Raw genomic sequence first — 14,326 nt, 5'->3', positions numbered from 1 at the left:
TCTCAGGCTAGTCACTGCACTATGGTTAGATAGCTACAAAACCTGAGAAGGATTGAAAGTCTTGGGAAAAGACTTAACGAGCCTGCTATGCTTTAAATTTTAAGGAGGATTTTTATGTTTGATTGGAAGAAGTTAAAAAAAGAAGATATAAAAAGAGAAATTTTAGCAGGAACCACTTCATTCTTTGCCATTTCCTATATCATTATGGTAAATACTGTGATTTTGGCAGAGGCTGGCATGCCAAAGGAACTAACGATTTTTGGAACGATATTTATTTCAATTATTGGCTCAATTTTGATGGGACTAGTTGCAGATGCACCCATCGTGTTAACCACCGGAATGGGGGTTAATTCATTTTTTACCTATACGTTGGTACTTTCATTAGGCTTGACTTGGCAACAGGCACTCGCCGTTAGTTTTTGTGCAGGGATTGTTTATTTATTAGTTGCATTTACACGGCTAAGCAAGTTATTTGCAGAAGTCGTACCGGAATCATTAAAAACCGGGATCACTGTAGGAATCGGTTTTTTTCTTGTATTGATTGGGTTGGAAAAAGGGCACTTGATTTTGCGAGGGGAACATACTTTTTTGCAACTTGCGTCGTTAGATAATAGCTTAACTTTATTAACATTATTTTCGTTGATTTTGACTGTATTTTTATTTATAAAAGGAATTCAGGGCAGTTTTTTTATTGGGATTGTTGCTGTAACAATTATTGCTAATATTTTTGGTTTGGTACCTTCAGCAGAACATTTTTCATTAGGCGGATTGAGTCATTATTCTACGATTTTTTTACAACTAGATTTCAGCACTTTTTTTTCAAAAAGTTTTTTGTTAGGTGTATTTGCGTTATCGATGATTTTAATTTTTGAATCAATGGGGCTACTTAAAGGGTTGATGCCAGAAGCAGATGAAAAAAAATATTTAAGAGCGTATCGTGTGACAGGCTTTATTACGTTATTATCTGGTATTTTTGGAACAAGTCCGACTGTGGCAGCGGCTGAAAGTGCAACTGGGATTGAAGAAGGAGGAAAAACGGGAATAACAGCCATTACTAGTGGAATTTGTTTCTTTTTAGCATTACTCGCGTTGCCGTTGCTTTCTTATATTCCTGATTCAGCTTTAGCGCCAGCAATCATCATAACGGGTTTCTTAATGATCCAGCAAATCAAAACGCTACATTTTGAGGATTTCAGTGATTATTTTCCAGCAATGTTGATGATTGTTTTGATTCCGTTTACCATGAATATATCTGATGGAATGGCATTTGGCTTTGTAGCATATCCAGTGACGAAATGGATTGCAGGGAAAAAAGCAGAATTATCATTACCAATGTGGTTGATCTCAGGTTTGTTTTTGATGTATTTGATTGTGAATGTCCTGATATGATATAAAATAATAAGGATGTTCCTGATTTCACTATTTACAAATAAAATAGGGTGCCAAACAAAAATGATGTTTGGTACCCTATTTTTTATCCAATTATGATTTTCTCAGAAGGATATTCATAGCCGATATCTCGTGTTTCTTTTGGTACAAATAACATTAAAGTATAAAGCATTCCGATCCGTCCAATAAACATTAACAGAGCGATCATTAACTTACCAACTGTGGTTAAATCAGAAGTGATGCCTAGTGACAACCCAGTCGTACCAAAAGCAGAAGCAACTTCGACAATAATAGCAATCAACGGATGGTCTTCTGTCGCAGTTAAAAATAAGACGGCAAAGAAACACATGATTAACGAAAGCATAAAGACAACAATCGATTTTTTTACATCATCATCATCGATCCGTCGTCCAAACACATTGATTTTATCTTCACTTTTCAAAAAAGCATACAAGTATAAACCAATGATCGCAACGGTCGTTGTCCGAACCCCACCACCGACAGAACTAGGGCTACAGCCAATAAACATCAAAAGAGAAAATACCATTAATGTCGTAACCTGAAAATCACCTAAATCATTGATCTGCAGACCTGCATTTCGAGTCGTCATAGAATAAAACATTGATGTGATCCAACGCTGGATCTCACCCATCCCCACAAACAAATGATCTTTCTCCAATAAATAAATCAAAATTGTACCGCCGATAAATAAAATCACAAAAGCCAATACAGCAATTTTACTAAACAATGAAAAACGGAAAGGCAATCCTCGTTTTTTCTTCTTAAAAAACAACCACTCACGAACTTCCATCAATACTGGAAAGCCAATCCCACCGACAAAAATCAAAAACATAATCACGATCAAAAAAAGATAATCGTTGGCAAATGGGATAATCGAATCTCCTGTAACGTCAAATCCAGAGTTGGTAACTGCTGAAATCGATTGATAAAAACCAAAGAAAATCGCTCTGGGCCAGGTTTTATAATAGCCGGAGAAGTAAAAATAAATGGAGAAAAATGTACCAAATATTACTTGAAACCATAAAATAATGGTAAATGTGATTCGAATCAAGCGAACGATACCGCTCAATTTTGGTTGGTTCATATCGGTCATGATTAATTGCCGTTGTTTTAAAGAAATTCTCCGTTTAGATAGAATGATGAAAGCTGTAGATATCATCATGATCCCCAAACCACCAACTTGAAATAACACTTCCAGTAAAATTACGCCGCGGTCATTAAAGACAGAATTAATATCAAATGTAGACAAACCTGTAACACTTACTGTACTGATGGCCATAAAGAGCATATCGATGAAGCCCACATGAGAGCCGGGTTCTCTAAAAAAGGGCAGACAAAACAATAAGTAAGAAACCACTGTCATGATAACATAATAGGAAACAATTATTTGTATAGATGAGAAATTATTAGAAATATAACGCCTTCCATTGCGTTGCGCCAGCCATAAAAGCCGAAATCGATTCATAGTGGACCTCCTGAATATCATTAAACCAAGTATAGCAGAAAATAAATGGTGGGCAAACAAAGAATAAACCCTTAGAAGAAATAAGAAATTGATTAAAAATAACGAGAATAGAGCACAAATCAAACAGAACATGCTATTTTATTGTGAGGGGATTAACATTCTTTTGTTTAATAGGTTGAAAAATAAACTTAATTAAACTAATGAGTGTAGTATAAAAGAGAAATCTATCATTTTAAAAATGTGATTATATTCACATTTATGTAAGATATTAGGTAGATTTAAGTTAAATAATCAGGAGTTGGATGGTTAAAAATTACTGAGGTGGGGAAAAAATGAAAAAAGTCATCATGAGTTTACTATCATTGAGTCTATTTGCAGGAATTGCGGTAGGTTGTACCAGTGATCAAGACAAAACAACCAAGAAAAGTAAAGAATCCAAGGAAAGCACAGAAGTTACTTCTGGTGCATCAGCCAATGGCTATACAGATTTAAGTGAATTAGAAGATCAATATGACATCGTGATCATCGGTGCAGGTGGCGCTGGCATGACAGCTGCATTACAAGCCAAAGAAGCAGGAATGAATCCAGCTATCCTAGAAAAAATGCCAGTTGCAGGTGGCAATACAATCAAATCTTCTTCAGGTATGAATGCTTCTGAAACAAAATACCAAAAAGCAGAAGGTATCACAGATAGCAATGATAAATTCTTCGAAGAAACACTTAAAGGTGGAAAAGGAACGAATGACAAAGAACTATTACGCTTTTTTGTCGATCATTCAGCAGATGCAATCGATTGGTTAGATACGAAAGGAATTGAACTAAGCAACTTGACAATTACCGGTGGAATGAGCGAAAAACGCACTCACCGTCCAGCTGATGGTTCTGCAATCGGCGGCTACTTAGTTGATGGACTTGTTCGGAATGTCAAAGAAGAAAAAATTCCGTTATTTGTAAATGCAAACGTGACGGAAATCACTGAAAAAGACGGTCAAGTCAACGGTGTTAAAGTCAAACTAAATGACAAAGAAACAAAAGAAATCAAATCAAATGCTGTAATCGTTACAACAGGTGGTTTTGGTGCGAATAAAGAAATGCTAGAAAAATACGATCCAAAATTAAAAGATTATGTCACAACAAACCAAGAAGGTACAACAGGTGACGGTATCAAGATGATCGAAAAACTTGGCGGTGCAACAGTGGATATGAAAGAAATCCAAATTCATCCAACTGTTCAACAAGATAAATCATTCTTGATTGGTGAAGTTGTTCGTGGTGAAGGCGCAATTTTAGCATCACAAGAAGGTACACGTTTCGTGAATGAAATGGATACGCGGGATAAAGTGTCAGCGGCCATCACTGAATTGCCAGAAAAATCAGCATACCTAGTCTTTGATCAAGGTGTTCGTGATCGTGCGAAAGCAATTGATTTTTATGATGAACAAGGCTTTGTTGTAGAAGGTACAACAATTGAAGAACTTGCGAAAAAGATCGATATGCCAGAAGCCAAATTAAAAGAAACAGTAGAACAATGGAATAAAGAAGTTCAAGCGAAATCTGATACTCAATTTAATCGCGCAACAGGTATGGATCATGATCTATCAACTGGACCATTCTATGCAATCAAAATCGCACCAGGAATCCACCATACAATGGGCGGTGTGAAGATCAATACGAAAACAGAAGTCTTAAAAGAAGATGGCGCCCCAATCAAAGGATTATATGCCGCTGGTGAAGTAACTGGTGGATTACATGGTGCAAACCGTATTGGCGGAAACGCTGTAGCGGACATCATCATCTTTGGTCGTCAATCTGGAACAGAAGCAGCGAATTTTGCATCAGCACAAAAATAAGTAAGTCTAAGAAAACCAATAGATCGAACGTCCGCGTTTGCCTATTGGTTTCTTTTTATCGTCTAAATGAACTTATAATCAAAAACTAAGAAAGCAATTTTTCAAAAATACTGCTTTTTTGTCGAAAATATAGTAAAATACGAGAGGAACTAAACGAGAGGTGACGACGGAGTAATGGCACAATTATTTTTTAAATATGGCGCAATGAATAGTGGTAAAACAATTGAAATATTAAAAGTAGCGCACAATTATGAAGAACAAGACAAACCTGTTGTCATTATGACAAGCGGACTTGATACTAGAGATGGCGTTGGTGTCGTTTCAAGCCGTATCGGCCTTAGAAGAGAAGCAATCCCTATTTTTAAAGAGACGAATGTCTATGATTTGATCCAAAAGCTTGATTATAAACCTTATTGCATCTTAGTGGACGAATCACAATTTTTAGGCAAACAACACGTGATTGAGTTTGCCCGAGTTGTAGACGAATTAAATATTCCAGTTATGGCATTTGGTCTGAAGAATGATTTCCGTAATGAACTATTTGAAGGATCGAAATACTTGATGTTATATGCAGATAAACTAGAAGAACTTAAAACAATCTGCTGGTTCTGTCATAAAAAAGCGACGATGAATCTACATTATATTGATGGTCAACCAGTTTATGAAGGAATTCAAGTCCAAATCGGTGGAAACGAAGCTTATTATCCTGTGTGCCGTAATCATTATTTCCATCCCCCAATCGATGGTGAGCAGGTAGAACATAATTAACTCAGTAAAAGTGGAAAATAAACGATACTTATCAACTAAAAAGAGGAGCAACTAACTATGTACGATCAGTTACAATCAATTGAAGATCGCTATGAAGAGCTGGGCGAATTATTAAGTGACCCAGAAGTCATCAGTGATACGAAACGCTTTATGCAATTATCTAAAGAAGAAGCGAATACCCGCGAAACAGTCGACGTTTATCGTCGCTATAAGCAAGTAGTCGAAGGAATCAGTGATACCGAAGAACTATTAGGTGAAAAGCTAGATGCCGAAATGGCTGAAATGGCCAAAGAAGAACTTTCAGAATTAAAAAAAGAAAAAGACGTACTGGAAGAACGAATCAAAATTTTACTATTACCGACAGATCCAAATGACGATAAGAATATCATTATGGAAATCCGTGGTGCAGCTGGCGGGGACGAAGCAGCTTTATTTGCTGGTGACTTATTCGGGATGTACCAAAAATATGCGGAATCACAAGGATGGAAAACGGATGTCATGGAAGCGAATATTACTGGAATCGGTGGATATAAAGAAGTGATCATGATGATTTCCGGAGATAATGTTTTCTCTAAACTAAAATATGAGAGTGGTGCGCATCGGGTTCAACGTGTACCGTCAACAGAATCTCAAGGTCGTATCCACACATCAACTGCAACTGTCGTTGTTTTACCAGAAGCAGAAGAAGTAGAATTAGATCTTGCAGATAAAGACATTCGCACAGATATCTACCATGCTAGTGGAGCCGGAGGTCAGCACGTCAATAAAACAGCTTCTGCTGTTCGTTTGACCCATATTCCAACTGGGATTGCTGTTGCTATGCAAGATGAACGTTCTCAAATCAAAAACCGTGAAAAAGCAATGAAAATTTTACGTGCCAGAGTGTACGACCAAATGCAGCAAGAAGCGCAAAGCGAATATGATGCAAATCGCAAATCAGCTGTTGGGACAGGAGATCGTTCTGAACGAATCCGTACCTATAACTTTCCGCAAAATCGTGTAACGGATCATCGTATTGGTTTAACCATTCAAAAACTTGATCAAATTTTAGCTGGAAAATTAGATGAAATCGTTGATGCATTAGTGTTATACGATCAAACATCAAAATTAGAAGAGATGCAAAATGGGTAACCGTTATTTTGAAGTCCTTGAACGGGCTTCTTCTTTTTTAGAAAAACAAGGACAAGAAGGCTATAGTATTCTTTTTGTTTTTCTGGAAAGAAAAGGCTGGACCAAGACGGATTGGCTGCTTCATCTGAAAGAAGAAATAACATCCGAAGACGAGCAACAAATCAATGAGGACGTATTGAGGCTTGCTCAAAATTATCCGCCACAATATTTATTGGGATATAGCGATTTTTATGGTCATCGTTTTATAGTTAATGAGCATACATTGATTCCAAGACCTGAGACAGAGGAGCTCGTCGACCGTTGCTTAAAAGAAAATCCAAATGAGCGATTGACAGTTGTTGATGTTGGGACTGGAACAGGTGCAATTGCGATTAGTCTAAAATTGGATCGACCAAATTGGCAAGTGACTGCAATCGATATTTCAGAAGAAGCATTGAACGTTGCCAAGAAAAATGCAGAACAATTAAAGGTAGATATTTGTTTTTGTCATGGCGATGCACTTAAACCAATGAAAGAGCAAAAAATCGATATCTTGATTTCAAATCCTCCTTACATCAGTAATACTGAATGGGACTTGATGGATGAAAGTGTGCGAACATTTGAACCCAAAACTGCATTGTTTGCAGAAAACGATGGGTTAGCGATTTATCAACGATTGGCTGAAGAAGCAAAAGAGTTGCTGAAGCCAGATGGAAAAATTTATTTAGAAATCGGTTTTCAACAAGGCGAAGCAGTCAAACAACTTTTTCAGCAAACCTTTCCACAAAAACAAGTACAAGTTGCCCAAGACTTATCGGGAAATGATCGAATGGTGATTGTTTCATCTAAAAAAGAGGAGGGGTAGGAAATTGGAAACAAAACAATTTACAGCGGATAACATCGATCAAGCTGCAGAACTTATCCGTAAAGGGGAACTAATCGCTTTTCCAACCGAAACTGTTTATGGACTTGGCGCAAACGCATTGGATGAACGTGCAGTAAAGCAAGTTTATGCAGTTAAAGGACGCCCTAGCGATAATCCTTTGATTGTTCATGTAAGTGATTTTGAGATGGTCAAAAATTATGTGACGGACTTTCCTGAACAGACTAAAAAATTAGTGGATGCTTTTTGGCCGGGTCCTTTGACGTTGATTTTTAATGTGAAAACAGATGCTTTTTCTACTACCGTAACTGGTGGTTTGAAAACGGTCGCTTTTCGGATGCCTAATAATGAAAAAACATTGGAACTAATCAAAACAGCCAAGCTACCTTTAGTAGGACCTAGCGCTAATACTTCCGGAAAACCAAGTCCGACAACAGCAAAGCATGTGTATCATGACCTTCATGGGAAAATCGCTGGTATTCTAGATGATGGCCCAACTCAAATCGGTGTAGAATCAACGGTCTTAGATTTAACTGCTGCAGACGGAGTTCCGGTCATTTTAAGACCTGGTGCCGTTACACAAGAACGTTTGGAGCAAGTAGTGGGTAAGGTGATTGTTGATCAGCACTTAATCAGCGAAAAAGAAGCCCCTAAAGCACCTGGGATGAAGTATAAACATTATTCACCAGATGTCCCTGTTTGGATCGTAGAGGGTGATCAACAGACGTTTAAAAAAGCAATTGAATGGGCTGAAAGTAAAAATCAGCGGATTGGTTTGTTTGCGGACAATCAAGTTACCGAAATGTTTTCTGATGAAGTAGCAGCCATTTTTTCTTTTGGTGAAGGATCAGTGGAACAAGGAACTAAATTATTATTTGCAGGTCTGAGAAGTTTAGATGAACAAAATATCGATGTGATTTTTGCACAAGCTTTTCCAGAATCAGATCTAGGGATCGCTTACATGAACCGACTGAAAAAAGCAGCAAATCAAAAAATTCTAAAAATTGATTCGATTTTTGAGTAGAGAGCATTTAAGTATGATACAATCGGTACAAACAAATGAAATGGAGGCTTGTTTAATGGATTATAAAACATTTGATCCTGATTTATGGGATGCAATTGCCAAAGAGAATGACCGTCAAGAAAACAACTTGGAGTTGATTGCATCAGAGAACGTTGTTTCTAAAGGTGTGATGGCTGCACAAGGAAGTATTCTTACAAATAAGTATGCGGAAGGTTATCCAGGGAAACGTTATTATGGTGGTTGTGAGTTTATCGATATCGTTGAAAATTTGGCGATCGATCGTGCGAAAGAATTATTTGGGGCTAAGTTTGCAAATGTTCAGCCGCACTCAGGTTCCCAAGCGAATACAGCAGCTTATCTTTCATTGATCGAACCAGGAGATACTGTTTTAGGGATGGATTTGTCTGCGGGAGGACATTTAACTCATGGTTCACCAGTCAATTTTAGTGGGAAAACCTATAACTTTGTAAGTTACGGTGTTGATCCGACAACTGAAGTGATCGATTATAATGTTGTACGTATTTTGGCTCGTGAACACCAGCCAAAATTAATCGTAGCAGGAGCTAGTGCGTATTCTCGGACAATCGATTTCGAAAAATTCCGTGAAATCGCTGATGAAATTGGCGCAAAATTAATGGTAGATATGGCACACATTGCGGGTCTTGTAGCCGCAGGTTTGCATCCAAATCCAGTACCTTATGCGGATATCACAACATCAACAACACACAAAACATTACGTGGGCCTCGTGGTGGGCTTATTTTAACGAATGATGAAGAGTTAGCGAAAAAAATCAATAGCAATATTTTCCCTGGTATTCAGGGCGGACCATTAGAACACGTGATTGCTGGTAAAGCAGTTGCCTTTAAAGAAGCCTTAGACATTAGCTTTAAAGAATATAGCGAACAAGTTATCGAAAATGCTAAAGCAATGACAAAAGTATTTAATCAGACACCAGAGGCTCGCTTAGTAAGTGGATCGACTGATAATCATTTATTGTTAATAGATGTTAGTGGTTTTGGTTTAAACGGAAAAGAAGCAGAAGCAATTTTAGATAGCGTAAATATCACGGCTAATAAAAATTCGATTCCGTTTGAACAGCTTAGTCCATTTAAAACAAGTGGTATTCGTATCGGAACACCTGCAATCACGACACGAGGATTTAAAGAAGATGATTGTGTAGAAGTTGCAAAATTAATCGTGAAAGTCCTAAATGATCATGAAAATGAAGCGACTCTTTCTGAAGTTCGTGCTTCTGTTAGTGAACTTACAAAAAAATATCCACTTTATAAGTAAAAGTTTCGAGTGATTGACTAGTCAATCGCTCGATTTTGTTTTACAATAGGAAGGAATAAATTATTGAAGGAGAATGAGCATGGGAAAATTCCAAGTTATTGATCATCCACTGATCCAACACAAATTAACAATCATTAGAGATAAGGATTGTGGAACAAAGGTTTTTCGTGAAGTCGTAAATGAGATCGCAATGCTTATGGCATACGAAGTTTCAAGAGATATGCCACTAGAAGATATTGTTATCGAGACACCGATCTGTGAATCTACACAAAAAACATTATCTGGTAAAAAGGTTGCAATCGTACCTATTTTACGTGCAGGTATTGGAATGGTAGATGGTATTTTGGAATTGATTCCAGCAGCAAAAGTTGGACATATCGGGTTATACCGTGATCATGATACATTAGAGCCAGTTGAATACTTTGTGAAGATGCCTGAAGATATTGATGCTCGTCAATTATTCGTAGTTGATCCAATGTTAGCAACAGGTGGATCAGCAATTATGGCGATCGACGCGTTGAAAGCACGTGGCGGCAGCAATATCAAATTTGTTTGTCTAGTAGCAGCGCCAGAAGGTGTGAAGGCCTTACAAGAAGCACATCCAGATATCGATATCTATACTGCAGCATTAGATGAGTATTTAGATAAAGATGGCTACATCGTTCCAGGCCTTGGCGATGCTGGTGACCGTTTATTCGGTACTAAGTAAAAATAAAATAGCTGCTAAAAACAACTTCATGTTTTTAGCAGCTATTTTTTATGAACTAAAAAATCCATCCAGTAATTATGGATGGAAAAATCTATACTTTTTTTAGTTTTTTGTAATTGATGACGATGACACCATTACTTTTAACCATTAAATCGGTGTTATCAGAATTTTCATCAATTTCCACAACAGCAGAATTATTTAATTGTTTCGTAATAATTCCAGTTTGTGGCTGACCATGCATCAAGAAAGTGACCTGAGTATCGACAGTGAATAAATCCCCTTCTGCAGAAGGCTCAACAGGACGATTAAAGTTACCGAAATTAGACATTCAAAAAAACTTCCTTTCTTAACTACTTCTATTATACCACAAATTAAGAAAAAATTCAGAAAACTAATTTTCTTTTAAAAAAGGAGGTTTTTTGTCTTTACAAAGAATGGGTTTAGTTCTATAATTTTTAGTGTATTGCCAGCTTAGCTCAGTCGGTAGAGCAACGCACTCGTAACGCGTAGGTCGTAGGTTCGATTCCCACAGCTGGCATTTTTTAAACGTGAAAGATCAATGCTTGTAAGCATTGATCTTTCACGTTTATTTATTTTTATAGTAAAAAATCAGGAATTGCCAATTTATAAACAAATTAGTTAGAGGACAATCTCATGATTTCGATATACTTTAGGCTAAAAAAAACTATACAATTCATATTAAAATGATATATAATGTATTTTTAGTAATAAATAAATATAAAAGGGGAATTTGAAATGAAAAAAAAGTTATTAGTCGTTGGTGTTTTAGGAATAGTTGGCCTAGGATTATATGGTGGAACTGTTGTTAATGGTTGGCAATCAGGTTATGGAGATGACTATGTTTACATGCCTGAAGGGAGTATACGTGCTAGTATACTCACATTGATCGAAAGAAATACTCTGGTTGAAACGGAAGATGGAAGTGAAAGTCTATTTGAAATCGAAAAGGAATTACCAACAGTCGATCAAATAAAAAAATATGCATATTCTGATCCGAATCAATATTTGGAGCTTGGAGAATTGAGTTTAAGTGGAATTCAAGGAATCCAACATTTAGGTGAAAATGTAAAGAAAATAAGGCTTGCTGAGATTGGAAACTCTGATATTACTCCAATATTTCTGATGGAACATCTAGAAGAGTTGGATTTAGAAGATGCTAATGTTACGATGAATGAGCTAGATCACTTGTTTACTTCTAAGCGCATGCCAAAACTGAAAGTTTTGCATGTCAGAGATTATGAATATTCGTTCAAAGATTTTTCAGACGTTAAAATACCTGAAAAGTTTCAAGATGTGCTATACAGAAATAGCACAACTTATCCCACCATTACGTTGTCCTCGGATGCAAAGGAATTAGTTATAAAAAATCCAATTCAGCTATCGAACAATAACGGTGGCGAAACAACATACACTTCTAAAGATAAGAATTTCAAAGTTGTTGGCAATGAATTGATATGGGATCTTTCAACTAGTGAGGAGCCTAAATCATTTACATGGGAATATAAGTTGACAGAACCAAACCGTAATATTGTCTTTAATGGGGAAGTAAGATTAAAAGTCCTTTTTGAAGATTAAGAAACTATTAATAAGAGTTGTCAGCACCTAATTATGGTGATTAAAGACTGAAGACAAAAGATACAAATAAATCTTCTTTATAAGAAGTTTGTTTGTATCTTTTGTAGTTTAAGCAAAGTAATAATCAAGGACTTTCATTCTCATTTTTTTTGATATATTTAAAAGAGAAATTGTAGGCTGACTAATGATTGCTAGTATGAAAGATACAATTGTAATGGCGGAAGGTGGATTAATCGTCCATACAGATATAGATTCAGAATGTATTACATTTGTTTCCAATAAGAGCTCTGAAAAATGGATCTATGTCTCATATAAATTCTAAAAGAAACTCATATGATAATAATTTGACTTAATCTTTCTATAAAATCATAAAAATAGAAGTAATAAATTGAGCGAAGTGATCCTAAAGTTTGAAAGTGTTCTATTATTTCTTCTAGAAAAAATAAAAAAACACAAAGTCAAAGTATACTATGTTACTATTTTTTTGTTAAAAAAAGATAAGTGAGAGGCTACGAATGAAAAAACTTTTGCACTATACAGGATTTTTATTGTTAGGATTTATACTAGTCTATGCTCCAGCAGTATTTGCGCAAGGCAATGTTTCTAGTTCAGGAATGAAAACTTCTGATGACGGGACAGACTATGTTCTTGTAGGGAAAGCCTTCCATGATATTTTCTCTGAGCCAACAAAAATAGATTTAAACCAAAATGAGATTGTCTATTTTCAACAAGAGCTGACAGTAAATAATGGTACTATGACAAAGTATTTAGCAAAGTTTATTAATCAAGACAGTCTAGGTAATTCTTGGTTTCAGTTCGCATCATATCCTACAGTTGCTAAAGGAAATGCAAAGATAACTTATACGACAGACGGAATAAATTTTAGTGAAACACTTCCAAAGTTAAATGACCTAGTTGGTTATAAGATGGAGATTACTCAAAATATTGTACATCCATCAGATGGAAATAATAGAGAAGCTGATTTGCTTATTTCATTCACAATGGCTCCCAAAAAAGACTATATTATCGAAAACAATGCGTTAGATAAGGATATCGTTCCTTTTAGTGGAGGTTATGATTCGGGTGGATATGGTACTTATTATGATTGGGGATTTAGAAGAGGTGTACACTTTACCAATATTCCAGTACCTGGGGCAGATGTTGAAGTTACTTATAAAGATAATGATGGTATAGAAATTCATGATCCCCAATGGATTAAAGGAAATGTAGGGGACACTTACGATACGACTACAGAACAATTCAAATTGGAAATTCCTGGATATACATTAAATCAAGAGAGGTTTCCGATAAATGCTATAGGTAATTTTACTGATAAAAAGCAAGTAGTAAATTATGTATATAATAAAAATCCAGTAAAAGCAACCAGTGTAACAGTAAAGTATCAAGATGTTGATGGAAATAAGCTAGCCGACGATGTAGTGAAAACAGGAATGATTGGAGAACAGTATACTACAGAACAAAAAGAAATTCCTGGGTATGCTTTTAATGACATTCTAGGAAGTGCTGCTGGGGTGTTTACAGATGAAACTCAAACCGTAATCTATATTTATACACAAATTCCAACTAAGACATCAAAAGTAACTGTAAACTATCAAGATGGTGCTGGGAATAAATTAACAGATAATGTGGTAAAATCTGGATTAGTTGGAGAGCAATATACCACAGAACAAAAAGGGATTCCTGGGTATACATTTAAAGAAGTTCATGGAAATATCAAGGGGAGATTTACCGATAACGCTCAAATTGTTACGTATGTATATGAAAAAAATAAAATACAACAGCCTAAAGATAACCAAAATAATAATAATCAAGCATTAACAAAAATACTTCCAAGTACTGGTGAAAATAATAGCTATTCAAAAGTGTTGGGAGTATTGGGAAGTGTAATAATTATTTGTGCTATTACTGGTTGGTTTATGATCAAGCAAAAGAAAGACCAAGAATAAAAGAGACAAATTTCTAGTATTATGAAAAAGAGGACGAGACAAAAGCGTTTAGCTCCGAGAAATAAGAGGGAGCTGCTTTTTTCTCGCCGTTTATTCGGATTTAGAGCGCGAAACAAAACTGATCTTTAGTTTTGTCCCACAGTTTTTTTTATTTCAGTAAGTATTACTCATTTAAAGGTTGCACAGCATAATCTGCTTCTTCTGGCGTGAATTTTTCACCTCGTAGAGTTTCAATATAGATCAAATACAT

General features: G+C 36.0%; 13 protein-coding genes and 1 tRNA gene. 12 read left to right on the top strand and 2 right to left on the bottom strand.

Annotation, left to right across the window (positions count from 1 at the left end):
- Nucleotides 1–114 precede the first annotated feature (114 nt).
- Nucleotides 115–1,389 (top strand): NCS2 family permease, encoded by a 1,275-nt coding sequence (locus IGJ02_RS10150; protein WP_010763345.1) that lies wholly within the window; start codon nucleotides 115–117, stop codon nucleotides 1,387–1,389.
- Nucleotides 1,390–1,474: 85 nt separating this feature from the next.
- Here the strand turns inward: IGJ02_RS10150 and IGJ02_RS10145 are convergent, their stop codons facing one another.
- Nucleotides 1,475–2,875 (bottom strand): TrkH family potassium uptake protein, encoded by a 1,401-nt coding sequence (locus tag IGJ02_RS10145; protein ID WP_430601899.1) that lies wholly within the window; start codon nucleotides 2,873–2,875, stop codon nucleotides 1,475–1,477.
- 332 nt (nucleotides 2,876–3,207) lie between these two features.
- On the opposite strand from IGJ02_RS10145, the gene IGJ02_RS10140 reads away from it, so the two are divergent.
- The 7 genes from IGJ02_RS10140 (at nucleotide 3,208) to upp (ending at nucleotide 10,513) form a co-directional block, all read left to right on the top strand.
- On the top strand, nucleotides 3,208–4,725 hold the full coding sequence (locus IGJ02_RS10140) for a flavocytochrome c (RefSeq protein ID WP_430601898.1): 1,518 nt from the start codon (nucleotides 3,208–3,210) through the stop codon (nucleotides 4,723–4,725).
- A 174-nt stretch (nucleotides 4,726–4,899) separates the two neighbouring features.
- The gene (locus tag IGJ02_RS10135) at nucleotides 4,900–5,493 is read left to right on the top strand and encodes a thymidine kinase (protein WP_430601897.1); all 594 of its coding nucleotides are present in this window, start codon (nucleotides 4,900–4,902) and stop codon (nucleotides 5,491–5,493) included.
- Between the two features lie 57 nt (nucleotides 5,494–5,550).
- Entirely contained in the window at nucleotides 5,551–6,624 is a 1,074-nt protein-coding gene (gene prfA / locus IGJ02_RS10130; RefSeq protein WP_010763349.1) for a peptide chain release factor 1, read from the top strand.
- Nucleotides 6,617–7,468: a peptide chain release factor N(5)-glutamine methyltransferase gene (gene prmC, locus IGJ02_RS10125; RefSeq protein ID WP_430601896.1), complete on the top strand. Its 852-nt coding sequence runs from the start codon at nucleotides 6,617–6,619 to the stop codon at nucleotides 7,466–7,468. Before prfA ends, prmC begins: the two co-directional genes overlap by 8 nt.
- A 4-nt stretch (nucleotides 7,469–7,472) precedes the next feature.
- A complete protein-coding gene (locus tag IGJ02_RS10120; RefSeq protein WP_010763351.1) occupies nucleotides 7,473–8,510 on the top strand; it encodes an L-threonylcarbamoyladenylate synthase in 1,038 nt (345 codons plus the stop codon).
- Between the two features lie 55 nt (nucleotides 8,511–8,565).
- Nucleotides 8,566–9,804 carry a serine hydroxymethyltransferase gene (glyA, locus tag IGJ02_RS10115; RefSeq protein ID WP_430601895.1) on the top strand — a complete coding sequence of 413 codons (1,239 nt, stop codon included), beginning with the start codon at nucleotides 8,566–8,568 and terminating at the stop codon, nucleotides 9,802–9,804.
- 79 nt (nucleotides 9,805–9,883) lie between these two features.
- On the top strand, nucleotides 9,884–10,513 hold the full coding sequence (upp, locus tag IGJ02_RS10110; RefSeq protein WP_010763353.1) for a uracil phosphoribosyltransferase: 630 nt from the start codon (nucleotides 9,884–9,886) through the stop codon (nucleotides 10,511–10,513).
- A 91-nt stretch (nucleotides 10,514–10,604) separates the two neighbouring features.
- On the opposite strand, the gene IGJ02_RS10105 is transcribed toward upp, so the two are convergent.
- Complete coding sequence (locus IGJ02_RS10105) at nucleotides 10,605–10,841, bottom strand: hypothetical protein (RefSeq protein ID WP_010763354.1); 237 nt, start codon at nucleotides 10,839–10,841, stop codon at nucleotides 10,605–10,607.
- Nucleotides 10,842–10,978: 137 nt separating this feature from the next.
- On the opposite strand from IGJ02_RS10105, the gene IGJ02_RS10100 reads away from it, so the two are divergent.
- From IGJ02_RS10100 to IGJ02_RS10085, 4 genes are all read left to right on the top strand, one after another.
- A tRNA-Thr gene (locus tag IGJ02_RS10100) sits at nucleotides 10,979–11,051 on the top strand.
- A gap of 218 nt (nucleotides 11,052–11,269) precedes the next feature.
- The gene (locus tag IGJ02_RS10095; protein WP_430601894.1) at nucleotides 11,270–12,109 is read left to right on the top strand and encodes a hypothetical protein; all 840 of its coding nucleotides are present in this window, start codon (nucleotides 11,270–11,272) and stop codon (nucleotides 12,107–12,109) included.
- 184 nt (nucleotides 12,110–12,293) lie between these two features.
- Complete coding sequence (locus tag IGJ02_RS10090) at nucleotides 12,294–12,431, top strand: hypothetical protein (RefSeq protein WP_430601893.1); 138 nt, start codon at nucleotides 12,294–12,296, stop codon at nucleotides 12,429–12,431.
- Between the two features lie 193 nt (nucleotides 12,432–12,624).
- Nucleotides 12,625–14,076, top strand: a complete 1,452-nt coding sequence (locus tag IGJ02_RS10085) for a MucBP domain-containing protein (RefSeq protein WP_430601892.1) — start codon at nucleotides 12,625–12,627, stop codon at nucleotides 14,074–14,076.
- Nucleotides 14,077–14,326 lie beyond the last annotated feature (250 nt).

It is taken from the genome of Enterococcus sp. DIV0724b (genome assembly GCF_050531475.1).
GTDB lineage: Bacteria > Bacillota > Bacilli > Lactobacillales > Enterococcaceae > Enterococcus_L > Enterococcus_L haemoperoxidus.
Note: the sequence above shows the minus strand (reverse complement) of the source record. Positions and strands in the feature narration are given on the sequence as shown.